This is a genomic window from Butyricimonas synergistica DSM 23225, from assembly GCF_000379665.1.
Taxonomy (GTDB): domain Bacteria; phylum Bacteroidota; class Bacteroidia; order Bacteroidales; family Marinifilaceae; genus Butyricimonas; species Butyricimonas synergistica.
In genome coordinates, this window is record NZ_KB903359.1 from 1,270,281 (window position 1) to 1,290,538 (window position 20,258).

General features: G+C 42.4%; 15 protein-coding genes. 1 reads left to right on the forward strand and 14 read right to left on the reverse strand.

Features of this window, described 5'->3' with window-relative positions:
• Window position 1: 1 nt before the first annotated feature.
• The 10 genes from A3CY_RS0105605 to A3CY_RS0105655 all read right to left on the reverse strand — a co-directional run bounded on the left by A3CY_RS0105605 (window position 2) and on the right by A3CY_RS0105655 (window position 14,570).
• Window positions 2-1,702, reverse strand: coding sequence for a TldD/PmbA family protein (locus A3CY_RS0105605; RefSeq protein WP_018336925.1), 1,701 nt, complete (start codon window positions 1,700-1,702; stop codon window positions 2-4).
• Window positions 1,703-2,293: 591 nt separating this feature from the next.
• Complete coding sequence (locus A3CY_RS21895; RefSeq protein WP_071595959.1) at window positions 2,294-3,388, reverse strand: thioredoxin family protein; 1,095 nt, start codon at window positions 3,386-3,388, stop codon at window positions 2,294-2,296.
• A complete protein-coding gene (locus A3CY_RS22865) occupies window positions 3,346-3,483 on the reverse strand; it encodes a hypothetical protein (protein WP_018336928.1) in 138 nt (45 codons plus the stop codon). The genes A3CY_RS21895 and A3CY_RS22865 overlap by 43 nt, the downstream gene beginning before the upstream one ends.
• Window positions 3,480-5,519 carry a S9 family peptidase gene (locus A3CY_RS0105625; RefSeq protein ID WP_169503565.1) on the reverse strand — a complete coding sequence of 680 codons (2,040 nt, stop codon included), beginning with the start codon at window positions 5,517-5,519 and terminating at the stop codon, window positions 3,480-3,482. The genes A3CY_RS22865 and A3CY_RS0105625 overlap by 4 nt, the downstream gene beginning before the upstream one ends.
• 13 nt (window positions 5,520-5,532) lie before the next feature.
• Window positions 5,533-7,083 (reverse strand): PKD-like family lipoprotein, encoded by a 1,551-nt coding sequence (locus A3CY_RS0105630; protein ID WP_040371270.1) that lies wholly within the window; start codon window positions 7,081-7,083, stop codon window positions 5,533-5,535.
• A gap of 16 nt (window positions 7,084-7,099) precedes the next feature.
• Window positions 7,100-7,870: a DUF4843 domain-containing protein gene (locus A3CY_RS0105635; RefSeq protein ID WP_026207346.1), complete on the reverse strand. Its 771-nt coding sequence runs from the start codon at window positions 7,868-7,870 to the stop codon at window positions 7,100-7,102.
• A 19-nt stretch (window positions 7,871-7,889) separates the two neighbouring features.
• Window positions 7,890-9,359, reverse strand: coding sequence for a RagB/SusD family nutrient uptake outer membrane protein (locus A3CY_RS0105640; protein ID WP_026207347.1), 1,470 nt, complete (start codon window positions 9,357-9,359; stop codon window positions 7,890-7,892).
• Between the two features lie 19 nt (window positions 9,360-9,378).
• A complete protein-coding gene (locus tag A3CY_RS0105645) occupies window positions 9,379-12,738 on the reverse strand; it encodes a SusC/RagA family TonB-linked outer membrane protein (RefSeq protein ID WP_018336933.1) in 3,360 nt (1,119 codons plus the stop codon).
• A gap of 88 nt (window positions 12,739-12,826) precedes the next feature.
• The gene (locus A3CY_RS0105650; protein ID WP_081619427.1) at window positions 12,827-13,993 is read right to left on the reverse strand and encodes a FecR family protein; all 1,167 of its coding nucleotides are present in this window, start codon (window positions 13,991-13,993) and stop codon (window positions 12,827-12,829) included.
• Window positions 13,994-14,033: 40 nt separating this feature from the next.
• Entirely contained in the window at window positions 14,034-14,570 is a 537-nt protein-coding gene (locus A3CY_RS0105655) for a sigma-70 family RNA polymerase sigma factor (RefSeq protein ID WP_018336935.1), read from the reverse strand.
• Window positions 14,571-14,782: 212 nt separating this feature from the next.
• On the opposite strand from A3CY_RS0105655, the gene A3CY_RS0105660 reads away from it, so the two are divergent.
• Window positions 14,783-15,178, forward strand: coding sequence for a YybH family protein (locus A3CY_RS0105660; protein ID WP_018336936.1), 396 nt, complete (start codon window positions 14,783-14,785; stop codon window positions 15,176-15,178).
• Between the two features lie 15 nt (window positions 15,179-15,193).
• Here A3CY_RS0105660 and A3CY_RS0105665 read toward each other — a convergent pair whose 3' ends face one another.
• The 4 genes from A3CY_RS0105665 to A3CY_RS0105685 form a co-directional block, all read right to left on the reverse strand.
• Entirely contained in the window at window positions 15,194-16,927 is a 1,734-nt protein-coding gene (locus A3CY_RS0105665; protein WP_018336937.1) for a golvesin C-terminal-like domain-containing protein, read from the reverse strand.
• Window positions 16,928-16,948: 21 nt separating this feature from the next.
• Window positions 16,949-17,953 carry a M1 aminopeptidase family protein gene (locus A3CY_RS0105670; protein WP_169503567.1) on the reverse strand — a complete coding sequence of 335 codons (1,005 nt, stop codon included), beginning with the start codon at window positions 17,951-17,953 and terminating at the stop codon, window positions 16,949-16,951.
• 641 nt (window positions 17,954-18,594) lie between these two features.
• Window positions 18,595-19,059 (reverse strand): hypothetical protein, encoded by a 465-nt coding sequence (locus A3CY_RS0105675; protein ID WP_018336939.1) that lies wholly within the window; start codon window positions 19,057-19,059, stop codon window positions 18,595-18,597.
• 521 nt (window positions 19,060-19,580) lie between these two features.
• Window positions 19,581-20,258: a polysaccharide deacetylase family protein gene (locus A3CY_RS0105685; RefSeq protein WP_026207349.1), complete on the reverse strand. Its 678-nt coding sequence runs from the start codon at window positions 20,256-20,258 to the stop codon at window positions 19,581-19,583.

Below are 20,258 nucleotides of genomic sequence, written 5' to 3' on the forward strand. Positions count from 1 at the left end.
TTTAATTTTTCTTCCCGTCCAATCCCGGAGCCGACAGAATCGGCAATATATCCTGAGATTTAGCCTTCCGTTGTGTTTCCACCTTATTCACCAGAATTGTCGGAGAGATGGCAGTCACCGGAATAGAACCGGATTCGGCACCACACATACCCGTGAACACGCGGGCATCATTACCGGCAAAGATAATATTCGAGAACATGGAAAGAGGAGTTCCGATCAAATCCACCCCGCGTACCAATTGGTCGGGACGTCCGTCAGCAAACACTTTATATACTTCCAACGGGGTAACGTTGAATGAATTTGTTCCACCTTTTCCGGTAAACGTGAATCCGCTCGTCACTTCTTTGAAGAAATAACCGTATTCCTTACCTTGTTTTTTCACTTCCTCGATCAACAACTGCCGTAATTCTTGAGGAGTCTTCGGGTTAGAGGTTTCGATCACCAAATTGGACTGCCGGGATACGGGATCAAATCCTCCGGTAGCACGCGCGTGACCGTTAGAGCGAGGCTGTCCGTCAATCGGCGTACGAGTCATCAGGAACTCGTTCAACTTACCATTCACAACCACATCCACGCGTTCAGCCTTCACGCCTTGATCGTCGTATTTATAGAAACCGTTCAAATCCTCCCCGGCATACTCGCGAATCGTCGGATCGTCATACACGTGCATATCAGCCGGCAACACGAACTCGCCCACCATCTTCTTGAAAGTCTGACCGTCACTCTCGCTTTTCATACGTTGTCCTTCCACGCGGTGACCAAAAATCTCGTGAAAGAATACGCCGCTGGCAGGACCGGACAACAAAGCCGGACCCGTGTACGGGTCTACCATGGGTGCTACACGTAAAGCCTCCAATGTTTTTACCATCTCTTTCGCATCGGCAATGATCTTGTCGTTAGAAGGCAAATCTTCCGGGTTGTATGCAAAATAGGAAAGATTCAACGGCAATTCCATACCATCGTCAGCCTTGGTTTCCCCGAACACCATAATTCGGGCGTACGGCAGATTCTGAACGACCTCTGTACCCTCGTTATCCACGAAATAACGTCTTTCCACAGTGTAAATAACCATGGCATCTCCCTGCATAATTCCGGGTTGATTCTTGAACACGGCAGAAATTTCTTTCATCCGTGCAGCCCACTTGTCCAAATCTATCTTCGTCTGCTCCACCGGAAGCGGAGCCTCATAATATTTTTCCACGGGAACATCCGAGAAATAAGGAGCCTTATCCTCTTCTTCCACGTTCACGGTAGTTTGCGCTTTTGTCTTCTGATACATATCCACGGCAAACTTGTAACGGTTGTTCGTTTCGTTCCAGATCGCCTGACGAATAGCATCCTCGTTATTATCCTCATCCAGAGGTAATCTGGCTACCGATGGCGTTGCCGCTCCCATTTGGTTGAACTTGAAATTATCCAGTTGTTTATCCCCCAAACGTATTTGCGGAACCAAAGTCCGGGTGCGATACTGTTGGCTATTCATTAATGCCCCAAAAGAAGCGGACACGACCGACGTGGTCACGTCAATCACCCGGTAATTCATGTGATACGGGGGAAATTCTTCCCCTTTAAGTTCCTTCATCTGTTGTGCCAATTCCTCTTTGAGCAATCCCAACAACTTATCCTGCGTTTGTCCGTAGATTTTTGGAACAAACAACAAGGTGAGAAAGCAACTAAAAATAATCAATACTGTTTTTCTCATCTGTGTAATAGTTTTAATCATGTGAATAAAAAAATAAAGTGGCTGAAAACACGCACTATTTTCGTTAACAAATATAACGCTATTCCCTAGTGAAACAAAGTGCAACTGATTTAAATTTTCGTTAAATAGCGAAGAAACCTAAAAAAAGGTGATTTCCCGTCACGGTACTCTCACCTTCATAGACAAATTAGAATTCAAAAAACATTACATTTACATGTAACTATCTCATAAAAAAAACGTTTTTCCAAAAAAGCCTCCGGTTATTAAACTAGAACGTCAACTCGGATTTAATAAAAAAAGTGTATAAACACTTCCGGAGGCTAATTCCTTCTTCTGTGCTATACACTTTTTTATTTTTCTCGAATTGACAAAGCAAAGGTAAAGATTTCTTCATTAAAAACCACATAAAAATAAAATAATTTATACTCTATTCTCCGTACTGAACTTTCCACTACCATCCTTTTTACGATATTCGACGACAACAAGAATATGAGAATACCTCTTTATTCACTTATATGTAAATAGGTTAAACAAAATATACCTTCTCGCCATGTAGCGAGAAGGTATGTGATTTTTCTTTCTAACACGTGATTATTTATTCCGTGCTTCTGCTATATATTTCTCCGCTTCCTTATTAGACATCTCCGCACCGGAAATATCTCCTATTTTGGTTTGCAACAGAGCTTTTGTTCTCATCAGATTCGCTTTGTCCATAGCCTTCGTGGCTTGAAACCAAAAACGATCGATGCGCTGAATACCTTCCTCCATCAAAGCTTTGTCACCACTATAAATCAATTTTCTGATATTATCCCGGAAATATTCTTGCCCGGAATTGTTACGAAATAAATTATAGCTTAACGCCTCATCCATTTTGTCGAGCATTCCGCGAAAATCTTTCTCCCGCACATAAGCAGCCATGTACAAAGCAGCCAAACCGGTAGGAGCTACCATGAAATCAATACTCATTAAATAGTCTGTCAACTCCCGGTTACGTTTCTCATCAAACAGATTTTTCTTTCCCGGTTTCCAATCTGTCAGTTCTTTGACAGCAGAATAAATCGCTTTCTCCAATTTATTATCCACGTCTTTTCTTCCGATAACGGTATAAAATTTTTCCCGTTCAGACATGACCCGTTTTAACAAAGGGCACAACGGATCGCTCACGTAGCGATTAATCAAATACCAATTTTCCGGCGTAGACAAACTATCCACAGGCAAAGAATCCAGATATTCACAAGCGACACGAGCGGCTTCATCCCGCATATAAGCAGAATACAAGGCTGACATATAATTTTTTAAAAGCTCAATATCCCTTTCTCCGGCAGCATATCGTTTCACCATACTGCTGAGATTATTATCCGGTTCCAGGGCAAGCCTAGCACCGGTAATCAACCAATTCGGCGAACCCGCACCAACCATACGGTGAATAGCTTCACCCGAAGAAGGATCAACAAACACTAAGGTCGGGAAAGCTTGTACCCCGAACTGTTTTCCAAGTACCACTCCCTCCGCATCTTTTTCCATATCATATTTGGCATTCACGAAATTCTTGTTGAAAAAGTCTGCCACCTCATCATTCGTGAACACACTTTTCGCCAACATCTTGCAGGGACCGCACCAGGACGTGTAGCAATCCACGAAGATCAACTTTTTCTCTTTTTTGCCTTCTTGACAATTTTCTTCCACTCTTTCGTTTCCTCAAAATTTATACTCCGGTTTTGAGCCATCGCATTCGTCAACACGGCAGCCACCAATAACGTGAATAAAATCAGTCTTTTCATTTCCTTTTCAAATATCTGTTTTTAAAATCTTTCAAATCTTCCAATGTAAATTTCATTTTCTTCATCCACCCGTGACGTTCTCCGGGGAAAAGCATCAACTCGAACTTCCGATTTATCTGTTGTAGAGCATCCACCAATTGCATACTATTCTGCATATGCACGTTGTCGTCCATCATGCCATGCACGATGCGTAGCATAGCCGGTCCGCACGACTGATAACGATCGAGATAGGTAAAAACGGAAGCCGCCTTGTAACCTTCCGGGTTATCTTTGGGTAAATCCATATAACGTTCCGTGTAATGCGAATCGTAAAGCATCCAATCCATCACGCCGAATTTGGCATAGCCATATTGAAAATACTCAGCCCCGTAAGTTAATGCCAATGCCGTCATGTAACCGCCATAACTTCCCCCGCTAATCATGACACGAGTGCTATCCACGTTCGGATAAGTTCGCAATAATTTTACCCAAGCGATATAGTCCTCCATTTCCCACTTGCCCAAATTCCTGTGCATATAATTCATACCAGCCTTCCCGCAATGCCCGGAACCTCGATGATCCATAACCACCCGGATACAATCCTCATCCCACCCGGAATCAGACGAAGACCAATAATCACTCACGGAACCATGGTTAGGACCACCATAAACGTGAATATCCACAGGATAACGCTTCCCTTTTTCCATGTTACGAGGCCAACGCACGATAGCCGGAATTTTAAATCCTTCCGCCGTCGTCAACCACAGCATTTCCTTCTTTTCCATTTTCGTCGAATCAAAATCCGCATCCTTCAAATCTCCCAATACCTTTACCTTCCCGTTTTTCACATTCACCACCCCCAAGCATGTCGGCGTGGACGAATTATCATACTGCGTCAGGAAATAACGGTTGTCCGGTGACAAACGAATATTTCTATGATTGTATTCCCCAAATGTCAATCTCCGCTGTCTTTTTCCGTCAAACCCAACACAGTAGAAATCATTCCGTGTCGAAATCTCTCCCTTCGAGGTAAAATACACTTGCCGATTCTTCTCATCAATACGAACAATTTTCGTGTTCCATTTTCGACCTGATGTCAATTTTTGCCTTAATGAACCATCCGAATTATGCAGGTAAATCTGTTCCCACCCGTCAAAGTCCCGGATCATCATGAACCCATCCTTGACCCAGTGCAAACTTGTTATCCAATTCACCCATGTCGGCTGCTCTTCATTATAAATCTCACTCTTGCCTCCGGTTACCGGGTTCACGTTATACAACTTCAGGTTATTCTGTTCCCGGGGCATCCACTGCACCAACAACCCGCTTCCATCCGAACGCCAAAAAGGAGTCCCGAAATACTGATCTGTTTCCGAATTGAAATCAGCCCATACAACTTCTCCGCCCTCGACAGATACAATTCCGACCCTCACTTCCGGATTAGGATCTCCCGCCCGCGGGTAGCGATTGATCTCCAGTTCCCCATGCTGCCCTTTCACGTTATACAACGGATAAACCGGGACCCGGGAATCATCAGCACGAAAGAAGGCAAGGTAACGGCTGTCCGGCGACCACCAAAAACTACGGTACTCGCTTGATCGTCCTAAAATTTCCTCGTAATAAACCCAGGAAGCATACCCATTCTTAATGACTTCCGAACCGTTTTCCGTGTAACGGACTTCACGCCCGGAAGCAATCTCTATGGCGTACAAATCATTATCACGGGTAAAAGCAACCCATTTCCCGTCTGGCGAAAGCATGGGATTCTTTTCCTCTGCCGGAGTACGGGTCAATTGTTTTTGGCTACCGTCCGGGGCGGTGTAAACCACCTCCCCGTCCGAAACCTTTACCTCTGTCGACGCTTTCTTTTCCGGTGACGTGTAAGGAGTTCTCTCTCCCGTCCTCACGTCCACGGCATACAAAACACTTTTCCTTCCCTCTCTCACCTGCTCCAGATAATGACTCCCGTCTTTCCATCCGGTCACGGAGGGAAGTTTCTGCCCCCAACAGTAACAAACCACCGCAAGCAAAAAAATAATTATTGAAATCTTTTTCATTTCCGACTTTCGATCAAAATGCACGGTCATTATCCATTCTCATCACGTACCCGGCTTCACCTATACCTTTCCCGATCATCGCCTCCTCCGGAGTAACGGTCATATCGAATTCACTACCGCCACCGATAAACTCGAATCCATACAATTTCCATCCATCGGCACTATTCGTCAACACCACCAACCGATCCATCTGTTCGTCCACGTACTTATTCGTAATATAAAGATGCCGGATACAAGCGATCCTTTCCCCTCCCGGAAAGGTATACACTTTCCTTTCCCGTATAGAAAGATCGGTGTTCGAACTGATATTATGTTCCCACAATTCGTTACCGTTTGCGACGAAGAAAAGTTTAGGCGCATTCTGGTGTGTGACCATTATATCGGCAGTAGAAAGAAGATTTCCTTGCGGAAGGGAATATTCTCCCACGATAGGATATGTAGCTTTGTCAAAATACAAATCCACGATAGTATATTTCCCGTTTCCATCCTTCCACAGGGCATAAGCCTTGTACTTACTGACATAATTTATCATCTCACTTGCCCGATACATCAAATGGATCAATTCTTTATCCGTTTTAGAAACCGGACCAAAATTAGTCTCGTTACCACTTGCCTCACTCAAGAATACCATTTGAGAGCCCGTACTGGCATACAAGAAAGAACAGCTCGTCTTATCCCAAAGAAAAGCTCGCTGCGAGGCACTGACGCCATCCGCATGTACGTTATAATTATTTGTTCCATCGGGTCCCACTAACGGATAACCGAACTTTCCTACGTTTCCGGCAGGTAAAATATAATACTGCCCGTCGTTATTCAAATGATCGTCCGTGGTACTGTTCACAAAACGATTCAAGGGATTCACTGGAGTCGGCATCTCGTAGAAACAGTCCTCTCGTTTTTTCAGCAATGCCATATTCTGGGCATCATAAACCCGAATATCTTTTTCCGAGGTCAGGATAAATGCATCTTTTTTCACCACCTCTACCGTTCCGTCGAAATTTTCCACCTCATGCCTGTGATCCATTTTATAAAGTATTTTTCGGGGTGCTCCTTCCATCCGTCCACTGCTGTTGTATGTAGTCAATAAATTTTCGGTAGTCGTGCCTTCCGGCGTTATCATATCCATATCGGTTCCCGTCCCGTCAGTTTCCAGCACGAACCAACCGGTAGAAAGGAATGTACGGACTTTCAACGATACCGATTTCTTGGTAAACAAATCTCTCACGGTATCCCTTACCTCAAACATCAAGTTATAACTTCCCGCTTCACGGGAAATTTGCCAATTCAGTTCCTTCTCGTGACTCAACGTATCCTCTTTGCTCATGGCAACACCTGATGTATAGAGAAACCACGAGTATTTCAAGTTCTCCATATTTTCCGTTCCGGTTATTGTCGGAGTCAAATTTAATTGATCTCCCACCTGGCAGTCCATTGCTTCCAACCCGGAAATCTTTACTGGCCAAATTTCATCTGTCGACCGATAGTCATAATTGCCTCTATCATCAATACACCCGGCAATAATAATCCATGCCAGCATGCACCCTATCCATATATTCTTTTTCATCATCAATCGTTTTTAATTAAGGGAATACTACACAATCTTTACAAACCTCTCCTTCCTCGTGATGTTTGTTCGGGTTATTACAAAGCGGTTCGTCATGCGAAGCGTTGTACTCGTTCAATTTCGAATGAGCCTTCAACTTCAGGTAAGTCTTGTACCCGGTGTCATATGTTTCCTCAAACTCTGTTAATCCCAAGTAATTCACGATAAACCACATTTTCTGGGAACTCCACTCTCCAAAATAGCTTTTCCAACTGCCTTTATCATCCCAGTTACCCGGTTTTTCCGCCAATTCTGTAGTCTGTATCATAAAATTCCGGTCTGCATCAATTCCCGGTTTGAAATACGCATTCTCCTCTATAGTCAATTCCAACCGTTTCTTCCCTGTTTTCAGTGATATATCACGCAACAGAATAATTGGAATTTTAGTAACAGCTTGCCCGGCTCCAATAACAATCTGGTTCACCACTTCCGGATCATCCAATGCCACATAATGTGTACCGGCTACAGCTGCATCTGCCGCATCCTTATTTGTCTGCACGATATTCACCGCACGAGGCTCATCCGCAGGGAAACCCATCAACGCAAGTTCCACCCACACTGTATCCCTGTCCTGCGTGTCCGATACTAAAAAGAAACTATGCAGGATACTGTCTTGTTGCCCGTATCCGTCATCCCCTCTATAAAAACACACTCGGGGATCGCTCTCGTACATCAAAGCGTCATGCCGCGAACAAGCTGTTGCCAGCAAAACTACTACCGGAACTATATATTTTAATATCTTCTTCATATCCAAAATCAATTTTCAATTATTCAAATGCCGTTTGTCCCTGCGGCTTCGGTACCACGAACCCGTTCATCGGGATTGTCACGCTCTGCGGAATACTCCAACTGGTAATATTATGCAACTTATAATAATAAAACATCTGTCCCTCTCCCCAGAATTCCTTCCGGTACTCCTTCTCCACCTGGCTTTTTCTTGTGGTTTCACTATTAATATTTATGCTGACATCCATCCCGCGCGCTTGCCGGTAAGTTTCGAAATACCCCTTAGCTTCATCCAAAGGCAAATCTTCCACTAAAATCAAATACATCTCGGCAAGACGTACCAACGGAACCATATTAATAGGCTCGATAACCCCGCTCTTGTAATATTTCAGATAATAGGCATTCGTCCCGTCCACTTCGAAATAGCGACCGCTCCGGCAACGAATATCCGTTTCCGATTTCTCGTACACGTTCGCTACCCACGAGTTGGTCAAATACAATTTCGGTTTTGCAGTGGAAGAAGACATCATTACCCCGTTGATGATTTTTTGCAGACTTGAACAATTCAATGCGAAAATATGCTCACATTGCATCACCAGATTCTTTCCCGTGCTTATCGTGTAACTGTTAGCTTCCGTCGCCAGTTTAAACTTGTTCGTTCCGTCCGTATTTTCAACCTCTACCACTTTTTTAGCGTAAATTGCAGCCTGCCCACCATCGCCAATCCAATGATAAAAACGGGCACGCAGCGCATCTACTGCATACCGGTTAAAATGTGTCTGACGATAGTAATGCCAATCGTCGTCCGGTGTATACTTTATGCCGTTGCTACCCGGATTATTGAAATCAAACATATTCCCGAGAGCAAACGGATCTTCTTGCAGGTATTTCTCTGCCTGTTCCAGATCCTTCAGAATATTCTCCTTTACCTTCCCGTAACTCACGGATACCAATTTCGACGGTTCACGAGTGATCTCCGTCACGTAAGGAATAGCCACCATGTCATCCGTCGCCCCTGCCGGTACCGGACCGAACAGACGAAGTAACTCCAAGTGGATAAAGGCACGCAGACCGTAAGCCTCACCCAGCAACAACTCCTTGTTCCCGTAAGAGAATTGCACGTCGGTCTTCTCCAGATTCTCCAACAAATCGTTGATATGCGCCACTACGGTATAATATTTACTCCAAATCGTCTGAATCACGCTTTCCACGTTACTTTCGCTATAATTAAAGGAAGCGATATAAGTTTCCGTCGTATTGGAAGTCTTGTACCAATAACCCGCCAGTAAATCCGGAAAATAATAACTTGTATTCTTCCCGTACAATTCTTTGGCAGCCAATTGTATATAAATACCATTCATCACATTTTTGAATCCCTTCTCACTCTGGTACATATCCTCTTCTTTCATCTCCGTGCGGGGATTCACATCCAGCCAATCGCTGCAACTGCAAGCCAACGCGAGCATGGCAACCAACAGCCAGTCAAAATATCTTGTTCTCGTTACTTTCATATTATATTCATTTTAACGGTTAAAATCTGACTGATAGAGAGAATGAAAATTTCCGTGCGAAAGGGTAACTGGTACCGCGTTCCTGTTTGATACTCGATACTCGGAAAATATCTTCGCCATATCCGGTCAATGACAGGTAGGATATGGAAAGGTTTCTCTTCAGCCACTCGGAACTCCATTCGTATCCCAAAGAAATACTACCGCATTCCAGTGTATTCTCGTCTGCCACGAAACGGCTTGTTGCCTGCGTACTTGAAAGATCGGTCACACTTTTGAATTTAGCATGATCTCCTGGATTTTTCCATCGGCTATAAAGCACACGTTTGTCGGCATTGTTAATCGGGTGGATATTTTCCACCTTGTTTGCCAAAGTCGAGTTATACATCTGCCCTCCGCAACGATAACTGAAAACGGCATTCAGCGTCCATCCCCGGAACCGGAACATGGTGTTGAAATTACCCCATACTTTCGGGTCTGTCACACCGCAAGCTACTTTATCTTTCACATCCCATTCATAAGTCTGGGTATGTCCATCCGCTTTCAAGTAAATTTCCTTACCGTTCGCCGGGTCGATGCCTAAAGAACGTACGGCAAAAATTGTATTCATGGATTGCCCTTCCTTGAACAGGAAGCTGGGATTAGCACCGTCGCTTGCCAACAATTCTTCATTCAGGAACTCCAAGGAATTGGAAATCTTTTTGATTTTGTTCTTGTTGTAAAGAATCGTTCCCCCGACAGACCAGAAAAGGTTACTTTCGCTATCGCGAATCAGGTAAGCATTCAACGATACTTCCACACCCCGGTTCTGCACTTTACCAATATTCGCCTTGTAGCTGCCGAAACCGCCCGCCAACGGCAACGTGATGTCTGCCAACATATCGTCCGTCAATTTATTATACCAGTCCACGTTCACTTTCAAACGATTGTCAAACACGCCCAATTCCATACCGATATTCAACTGTCCCGTCTTCTGCCATCCCAAATCCGGATTACCGATACCTAACAGATATGCCCCCGCGTTGCCGTTGTAGTTCTGCTCACTAAAATATTTAAAAGTCCGCATCGCCTGATAGGGAGAGAAATTTTGCGCACCCGACGTACCGTAAGACACGCGCAGACGTGCCGTGTTCAACAGCATATTGTCTTTCAGAAAATGCTCCTGATGAATATTCCAACCAGCACCGACCGACCAGAAAGAAGCGTAACGATTGTCCGCGCCGAATTTAGAAGACCCCTCTAGTTTGCCGGATATATCAATAAAATAACGACGGTCATAAGTATAATTAACGTTCGCTATACCACCCGCTCGCCGGGAAATACCCTCGTCACCATAGGGTGAGCCGTCTTTTTTATAAGAAGCGGCAAGCCCGATAAAGTCTGAATAATCATCCGGAATCCCTTCGCCAAAAAATGAATAATTTTCTGACTTTTCCTCCGCAAAATTATAGCCTAAACCCACGTATACCTGGTGTACACCTTGAAAAGTCTTGTTGTAATTCAGCGTGAAATCCGCTTCATATTTAAAACTCTCGCCAAGACCCATTTCATAAGAACCGCGCCGCCCATAGTCGTCGCCTGTGTATTTCAAGAAATCCGTGTGGCTCGCCGGCTTGTATTTGTCCGAACGTGAACTTTTAGATGTCACGCTGAACTTACCCCGTAGCACCAGTTCCGGCAAAACACTCCATTCTACGGCAAAATTGTTGGTAATCTGCGTGTATTTACTCTCGTCAATACTTGGTAGATAAGCATTGTACAAGGGATTGTACACCGTATTGCTGTAAGAATCCCCGTACGCCTCGTTGGAATAAATTCGCTCATCCAAGATCATCAATAGATTACCCTCATCATCATAAGGCTTCCAGTAGGAATTGAGCTTAGCATACTGCGAAAACGTTCCGTAGGGAGAGTTTTGAGATTTATTCGACGCTACCTGCAAATCGTTCTGGAAGGTCAGATTTTTCAATTTATAGGAAAGAAAAACATTGCCGTTCAAAGTATTTCTCTCCGAACCCTTCATCGCCCCGGCAATATTCTTGTACGACAATCCCACGGCATAACGAATTTCCTCACGTCCCCCTTCCAGACGCAAACTGTGGTTATGTCCCACGCCCGTGCGTACTGGGTATTTCAACCAATAGGTGTTCACCCCCCGCTCGGCAGCAAGCATTCGGGAATTATAAAGTGCTTCCAAGTTATGCTGGTTAGCCCCGGGACCCGAATTATACAGGTAAAGCCCCGCCGCTTTTTCGTATATCAACTTTTCTTTGGCACTCAACAAATTATACGAAGTCAAATCCGGTGCCTCTATTGCCAGACCGCCTTTATACGTCAACTGCAATCTACCGGCTTCCGGTTGCTTTGTCGTGATTACCACGACCCCGTTAGCCCCCCGGGTCCCGTACATGGCAGTCGCACTCGCGTCCTTCAGCAACGTGATACTCTCCACTTGATTATCATCAAGATCCATCATCCGTTCCAGCGTGATCTCGAACCCATCCATGATGAACAACGGCATATTCGCCGATTGTGTGTTTTGTGACTCCGACTGCAAATCTTTGACATTAGACGTCATACTCGAATTACCGCGGATCGTAATATCCGGCAGGCTATTCGGGTCGGAACCCATTGTCGGGTTATCCACGATATTGAAACTCGGGTCAAAATTCCGGATAGAACTCAATATATTCCGGTTTCCCACCCGTTTCAAGTCAGCTGCCGTGATCGTCGTAGCAGCCCCAGTGTAACTTTCTTTGGCTTTCGTGAATACTCCGGTCACCACAACCTCATCCAACGCCGAAACCTCTTCTTCCAGCACGACCCGCAAAGTATCTTTCGCAGTTTCTTCCGTGAAATCCAAAGTCCGTGTCTTATACCCCACGAAAGAAAATTCCAACTTTCCTTTCAAAACGGGTAATTTAATGAGAAACCAACCGTTGACATCCGAAGCCGTTCCCACGGAAGCTCCGACCAACTTAACCGTCACCCCCGGCATCGTTTCTTCCTTCTTGTCCCGGATAAAACCTTTGATAACAATAGAACGTACTTCCGGAGAAGAGGAACGCTTGAAAATAATAATAGTTTGATCCACACGCTGCCAAGACAAATCCGTTTTCTTTAAACATTCGTCCAATATCTCCGGAACGGTTTTTTGCTTCAAGTCGAAACTAATTCCGGTATAAGGCTTTACATCATCGAGCTGATAAGCAAATGTCTGATTACTTATTTCCCTCAACTTTTCAATGACCTGACTCAATCCCGCGTTTTGCATTCTCAAGTCGAATCGTTGTTCTTGCATTTGTGCTATTGTCGTTATGCCGGGCAGAACGAGCAAGCAAAAAAGTAAATGCAAGAACTGAATAAATCGATTTTTTTTCATAATTTTGAATTGTAATAAATTTAAAAACAATTTTTTCTCGTACGGCGAGAAGGATTGCGAACGGAAAGTTTAACGGACTTTCCGTTTTTTATAAATTACTTTTTACCTGTATCATATTATCTTTCCTCGTGAATTTTACTTTTTTCGTACTCTCGAGAATCGTCAACACACTATCAATATCTTCATAACGTTTCGTTTCGATAGAAAAGAGCATATCCCCGGTACTCTTGTTATCAAACAACACACCGACATCATACCATTCCCCCAAAGCCTTCATGATCTCGGATAAAGGAAGTTCTTTAAAATAGAAACGATTGTTAAGCCATGCCGTCACGACATTTATATCCGCTTCCCGAACGGTAATATTTTCCCGGGAAGACGAAATAATCCCTTCCTGTCCGGGAAGAAGAACCACAGCATCAAGAGAATTACTCAAGCGCACGGAACCTTTTACCAACGTGGTATGGCTTGGTTGTTCCTTATAACAAGAGATATTAAACTCCGTTCCCAAAACAGTAACACTATTATCCTCGAAATGAACGATAAAAGGTTTATCTTTATCCGGAGCAACTTCGAAAAAGGCTTCTCCCTCCACCCGAACTTCCCGGGTATCTCCCGTAAAGGGAACCGGGTAATGAAGAGTCGTCCCGGTATTCAAACGCACACGGCTGCCATCCGTAAGCACGAGGGTAAATTCGGCTTGTCGGGGAACCCGTATCGTATGCCATTCCGAAACAACGGAAGAGCCACAATCTGTCAAATAAACCAATTCTTTATCAGTTTGTTGCATAACAACGTGTTTTTGTTGCAAGAGTCGTTTGATACCCCCCGAGTCCAATGCAAAAACCTGATCGTTCACGGAAAGTGTCGGAAGATTACCCGCAGCAGACATTACCACGGCAGGCTCCTCCTGACGGGAGAAATACAAGGACCAGACGACCACTGCCGACACAAGGACACAGGCAACCGCAGCATATCGAAGAATCAAATTACGACGGCGTTGTCTTCGGAAAAGATACTTCTTTTGGAAATCCAACCATTCCTGCCTGCCTGTCGGCTTCCAATCTACAGTATGAAGATTTGCCGCAATATCATGGTAAAGCTCCTTCAAATCCGGATCTTCCTCCAATTGCTGATCAAGTTCATCGTGCACCGCATCCCGTTCTGTCAGACGCTTGGCAAATTGTTTGCCTAAATCCAATCGTTCGTAAATTTTTTGCTTCATCGTGATCTTTTCGTTTAAATCATCTATCATACGAAGAAGTCAAAAAAACGGGTGAACGGCACAACGGAAATTAAATGAAATATTTTAGCAAGATCAAAATTACATACTGATTATTAATAATTTCCCTTAACTTCGAGTACGCATTTTTTTTCAACGTTTTCACGGTATTGATCGAAACTTCCAGTTCATCGGCTATCTCCTGAGTCGAATATCCTTGAAGGGCAAGCAAGGCTATCTGGCGTGAACGTTCCGGCAATTTATTGATCGACTCCCGCACGATCCGATAAGTCTCTCTCCGGGTAACTTCATCTAAAAAGAAGGTGTCAGAATAGATCGTATCTTTCAAATCCTTGATTTTACTTTCCACCACCTTTTGAAGACGCAACTGGTCAAAACATTTATTCCGCCCCGTCGTGTAAAGAAAAGACAAAATCTCCTTTTCCGAATAAGCAGGATCAAAATTATTCCAAAGAGCAAAGAACGCATCCTGAGCAACATCCCGAGCCAACTCTCCATCCTTCAAAAAAGAGTTACAAAAATCATGTATAGCTTGAAAATAATCAAGATACACGGACTCAAATCGCTTTCTTTTCTCTGACTCTGTCATCCAATTTTCACCCTATTTACCGCTAGTAGAACAACACAAAGATAAAATTTAATTTATACAATAAAAACAATCCGACTTTACTTACTCCACAATTTTCCCAATCCGCACGGCATAATGATATAGAGGAAATCTAGTTATTTTGTTTATATTTGTCAAATTTGGAAATGATACGAATATGAAAGTAATCAAATAACATTTTAAACACCTATTTTATGACCGGATACACGAGTTGCGAAGATGTTAAATCTACTACTATAACCCTGGAAGAACAAGCTTTAAAATTATGGAATAACGGGAACCCGGATGGTTTTATAGAACTGTCTTCTGACGATGTTGTATATATTGACCCGGCTTTCGAGAATAAACTGGAAGGGAAAAAAGCCCTCGAAGATTATTATAATACAGTCCGGGGAAAAATCAAAATCGACTCGTATAAAATGATAAATCCAACAGTGCAAGTATCAACAGATGTAGCCGTCCTGACATACAGCTACGAGGCTCATCGAGACGGACAGGTATTCAGAATGAACTGCACGGAGGTTTACAAATTGACCCCGTCCGACCAATGGAAGATTATACACACGCATTGGTCGTTTGCACGCCCTTAATATCTAAAAACTTTATCATTCTTCGGTATATACCCATTTAATCGCATCTGCGGTCACTATTTGCTGCATATACGCCAGATCAATCGCAAAACCTTTTAACAGGGGATGCAGAATGAGATCCCCGGCACGATCATCAAGAGCGACTGTCACTTTTGTATTTTCAGGGAAATTGTATTTCCCTAAAGAGATCCATCCGCCTGTATCCAATTCCCGGTCTAAAATGACCTCTCGACTTTCTTTTTCAGACCGGATGGTATAATACGAAGTCATACTCGGAACATTATTCGAGATATAGCCAACTCTCTTTATAGGTACACAATAAGCAAACAACTCGTACATTCCTTCACGGGGCAAGGTGGCATTCCATTCTGCCCGATAATCTCCGGTACCCGATTCTTTACAAAAGGCACTTTTTATATAGTCTCCATAATAATTCATATCGATAACCTCTTTCCAACGAGGCAAATTTTCGGATAAAATAGCATATTTATTATCTTGCTTTTTAATCAGATTTGCCAATTTCATCTGTTTTTGTCTGGGACCGATAACCTGAAAATTATCATCTGTATTATCCACGATAATTTCACCGGGAGCAACGAAGAAAGATGATGCATCAATATCAAAAATTCCTTGGGTTGTATCCCGCGTACATTCTCCATTCTGTGAGTTTATCGCACTGGCTAAGCTGAAAATAATACTAGATGGAATATTATGTGATAAATTAGTATGAAAAATCTGCTGGGAAGTGTAATTGAAAAGTACTTTTATTTCCTTACAGCCACCCGCTTCAACGATATAATTATGTACTTTAAAGTTCTCTCCCACATAGCTTGCCGCACTGATTATGGTAACGATGCCATCCGTTTTACTTGGATTATATACCTTAAAATGCAATTTGATATATTCTACTTCTGGATCATTCTCTAATTTCATGTGTTTAATATCTTTCAATATCAAAGCCGGCACTCCTTTGTCAAAATAGCTTTTATCAAGCAGTGTATTCAGGTCGAAATCAAATTTTTCCAAATACTTTTGACGGAGAACTTCAAAATCAACGACTTGAAATTTACATTCTTCCGAAAAATCTAACAAAAAACGTTCAAAACGAAACCAGTCTATTGTCGTCGATATCCAAGATCGGAAGTCAATTACTTTATACAGGAACCAACCCTGGAATGCACGTTTATCAAGTGTCGAGTCATAAATCGCATCTTTCAAAGAATGCTGGTCAAAATACCTGGCAGCCCCTTCAAGTCCTTCATTATATCCCTCACTCGTGAGTTTATGTCCGTCTTTCATATCAATAAGCCGCCGGATAACACTATTGATCCCGGGATAGCGATGGGAATGGATGAAACCGGTAAACTCTCTTGTCTGAGAGATAAAATTAACTTTACTATCTTGGCAGTACCAGGCAAAAAACTTTTGAACAATGCTACTCTCCAATTCACCGGGTTCAAGATAATAATCTATACGCCAACTGGATTTTTTCCTAAAAAAAGGCGGAGTATAAATTTGTGTAGCCACCCGTTCCGGGATAAAAGCTAATTCAGGCTGTGTCAACGGGCTATCTTTTTTCCACCACCGGGGATAACCGGCGAATGAAACAGGCGTTTCGATAAAAGTGAGACGTTTAAATGGATATTTTCCTTGCAATATTAACTCTTCCACGAAAGAATACATATGAGAAGCCGTCTCATCCAAAGAATATTGACCCGAGACTAAATTCCAATCCTTGTACTCATCCACTAGGAATTGACTACGAGGATGTTAGTAAAACTCTATCGGCATACTATCCACCAGTATAGATTTCCGAAGATAATCTCCGATACATAAGCTGATGCCGGGTAACGCTTGAGAGGAGCGGAAACTCGTGAAAATATTTCCCTCGTCCTTTTGTCCTTGTGACAAGATTATTTTCCCTTCTATATTCTTCACGGATAAGTTATAGACTGTAAAATCCATTTGGTATTCCAAAGGAGAGCGCAAATTAACCGGAGGAACAGCCACGGGATACCAAAAGCATTCGGGATATAACAAAGTATAATCTTTTGAACAAAAAGAGAATTGCCTGCCATGATATTGAATACCACGATTATTGTTCTTCGTGTTATAAAAAGCTTTCGCCGGTATATCCAGATAACAAATATTTTCGTCAATATCTCCCTCGTAGTGCATCAAAAGAGAGACTTTTTCATTGGGTTGCAAACAATAATCAATAATGACAACCTGATGCTCCCTCTGGAAAGAAAGCTGTTTTTGCTCACATTCTATAGAAGTAATCGTTAACCCGGGATTTAGAAAAAGGATCAATTGATTTATAGGTTCTTTCGTGGAATTCTGGAGGGCGAGCTCGCTGGTTGCCGAAAATCCGACATCGTGCGATTGATAAATAATATCATGCGTGAGCACGGAGGCAAGCGGGCAATCTTGAACATGCAAGAAGCCAGCCCTGTATTCATCTCTTGTTTTCTCGTTCCGGTAAAACAAGTTCAGGTAACTATGTAACAATAATATTCCCAATAACAACACGAATGTTCCGCTACACGTGTAGTGCCATCTTTTTCGAGGATAATTAGGAATTCGCTGCATCCCAAGAACTGCCAAACACAGGAGTCCCACTCCCCACAGCAGGTAAATACACCGCTGCAAAAAATACGGGAATAGATTCACGTGTCCTCCAAAATTAGAAAAACTATTGGGCAAAGTTCTCGCCCACGGATCAAGCGAACCATAAAGAACCTCCGGAAGATACAAGTAAACAAGAATCATCATTGTCACCGATATAGTAATACTCAAAAAGAGATGGCGCACGAAGTATGCAACCAACAGCGATAAACCCAACGTGAAAACACACGTGGGGAAAACTAGTGTAATAAAATAGAAAAGATAAATGAACAGGGAAAAGGGAACCGGATAGGTAAGAAGATGAACCATCACCGTAGCAAAAATCACAAGAATATTCAAGTAAAGAAATGATCTGAGTATTCCCATTGTCCTTCCCAAAAAGACAAAAGAATTACTCGAAGGATAAACATTCATAACTTCTAATGCAGATCTCATTCTCTGCCGTTTTTCCTGATTTGTGGCAATGAAAATAATAAATAGAATTTGTATCAAATTAAAATAATAAGCACTGGCAAAGGGAATTGAAGAATCCAAGGCTATTTTATTCCACAAATAATAATCATTGCGAGGGTATAGAGCATAAATAATATAGGCAACACTCACAAATAAGAAAATCTTCCATAAACTCCCACGAGTTATCATCTGACTTTCATAACGGGCTATCGTGTCTATCTCTTGAATATGCATAACGATTCTTTTTATGGATTATGAAGGGGATGGCTCTAAACAGAGTATCCCCTTCTTCAAGTCAACAAAAAAATATTCCAATTCAATAAAAGCTATTGAATTCATATATCTTCCTTACGTCTAAAAGGAATTCTTATTTGATCATGCTCATTTACAATATCCTGAATAAAATTTAAAGATGTAACACCACGAAATGTTAGATTAATACTTACCGATCTCACATTACTAGGTACATGTGCCGCAGTCGTTTCTTCTATACGCACTGTACCTCTATTAGCTTTTGTTACGACCCTAAATCTTTTATTAGCAGGAACGCTCTCTACATAGCTAAAAGATGCTAATCCAATAACTATCTTTTTTCTATATTCCTTCCACGCTTTCTTTCCTTCTTCGTTTTCTTCTTCTACCTCTATCATAGTAGTACATTGATCAAAGTTACGTCCATCCGTACATATAACATTAATCGTTATGTCTACCTTACTAGGTGTTGTCTGCGAAAAAGCTGTCATTCCCATTCCTACTATAAGAATGAAAATAAAACCGAAAATAGAAATAATTTTTTTCATACGTGAAATTTTAATAATTAATATTTAACTCGTTGGGCAATCACGCTAGAAAACAATATTTCTATATAAAGAATACTCGAAATTACATTTGGTATTACTTTTTTATTATTAATTTTACTATTCAACAAATGGTTTTCTCACCCTATTTCCCTCCCGTACAAATAGTGGATAGGCAATGATAAAGCTTCTCCTATAATACTTGACAACAATAGCAATCCTTCCGCAATCCGCCCATCCGGTGCTATTCCATACCCGTGGAAATGTTGTACTGGAGTTGTTTCCCGTTCTCTTCCTTATTTCAACCCGTTCTCTTCCTATTTTGATCGAGGAACCTTTCTCTCCCCGCCCGGTTGATCATTTTCCCTTCATCCACAATCTCCGACATTAATTTACGCGTACATAAAACTAGGGCTGGAAGCCATTCCTACAAAAGAATTTTTTTCCAGCCCTATTCGGAGTTTCAGGATCCAAATTTTTATATTCTTACCTGAAATTTACTGGTGAAGCACACTACACTACTATTATTTTATCAACAACATATTACTTAACATCGAGCGGTCGACGTTCACTTCCACGTCCTCGCAAGCACCTGCCCCCAACACGTATTTTTCGTACGTGAAACACAAGTTCTTAACCGTGAAGTTAAGTGCCGCACAGGTCGCAACCGTCGGCTCGCCGGTAAAGCAATGATCCGGATTTCTGAATTCTTTTTTCAACAAACCGTTGATTTCACATTCTTGTTTCAGATTCAAAATTTCTCCTTTCGACAGCAAACGCTCGTGATTCAAATCGCAATTAATGGCATAATACTTTGTTTCGCCATTCGCCCCTCCAAGAGAGATATACACCTTCAGACGCGTACTGATATAATTGTTATTCGCCATGAATACACTATCCTCCACGAACATCTCCAACGGACGCATCGGCTCCCCGTCGGGAATCGTGTCAAACGCCTTGTTATACTCCGTTACCTGCATTTTAAAATCACCGACCAAACTATCCACCAAAGCAGAAACCCTATCATTAACTACATCACATTTCTTACTATCGGGAGAGGAAAACACCGATTTAGAAATCAAAATTTCCCACATTTCCGTACGATCGTTCTTTTTCTCTTTCGAAACTTCAATCTTTTCGGATTGACACCCTGCTAAAATAAAATAAACAAGGCTCGTTAACACTAAAAATTTCATATTCAT

Excerpts from the sequence above, each read along its gene's own strand:
- A3CY_RS0105685 (WP_026207349.1), bottom strand. The coding sequence starts at position 20,258 with ATGAATATGAAATTTTTAGTGTTAACGAGCCTTGTTTATTTTATTTTA.
- A3CY_RS0105650 (WP_081619427.1), bottom strand. The coding sequence starts at position 13,993 with ATGATAGATGATTTAAACGAAAAGATCACGATGAAGCAAAAAATTTAC.
- A3CY_RS0105655 (WP_018336935.1), bottom strand. The coding sequence starts at position 14,570 with ATGACAGAGTCAGAGAAAAGAAAGCGATTTGAGTCCGTGTATCTTGAT.
- A3CY_RS0105670 (WP_169503567.1), bottom strand. The coding sequence starts at position 17,953 with ATGATGATTCTTGTTTACTTGTATCTTCCGGAGGTTCTTTATGGTTCG.
- A3CY_RS22865 (WP_018336928.1), bottom strand. The coding sequence starts at position 3,483 with ATGAAAAGACTGATTTTATTCACGTTATTGGTGGCTGCCGTGTTGACG.
- A3CY_RS0105605 (WP_018336925.1), bottom strand. The coding sequence starts at position 1,702 with ATGAGAAAAACAGTATTGATTATTTTTAGTTGCTTTCTCACCTTGTTG.
- A3CY_RS0105640 (WP_026207347.1), bottom strand. The coding sequence starts at position 9,359 with ATGAAAGTAACGAGAACAAGATATTTTGACTGGCTGTTGGTTGCCATG.
- A3CY_RS0105630 (WP_040371270.1), bottom strand. The coding sequence starts at position 7,083 with ATGAAAAAGAATATATGGATAGGGTGCATGCTGGCATGGATTATTATT.
- A3CY_RS0105645 (WP_018336933.1), bottom strand. The coding sequence starts at position 12,738 with ATGAAAAAAAATCGATTTATTCAGTTCTTGCATTTACTTTTTTGCTTG.
- A3CY_RS0105635 (WP_026207346.1), bottom strand. The coding sequence starts at position 7,870 with ATGAAGAAGATATTAAAATATATAGTTCCGGTAGTAGTTTTGCTGGCA.
- A3CY_RS0105660 (WP_018336936.1), top strand. The coding sequence starts at position 14,783 with ATGACCGGATACACGAGTTGCGAAGATGTTAAATCTACTACTATAACC.
- A3CY_RS0105625 (WP_169503565.1), bottom strand. The coding sequence starts at position 5,519 with ATGAAAAAGATTTCAATAATTATTTTTTTGCTTGCGGTGGTTTGTTAC.
- A3CY_RS0105675 (WP_018336939.1), bottom strand. The coding sequence starts at position 19,059 with ATGAAAAAAATTATTTCTATTTTCGGTTTTATTTTCATTCTTATAGTA.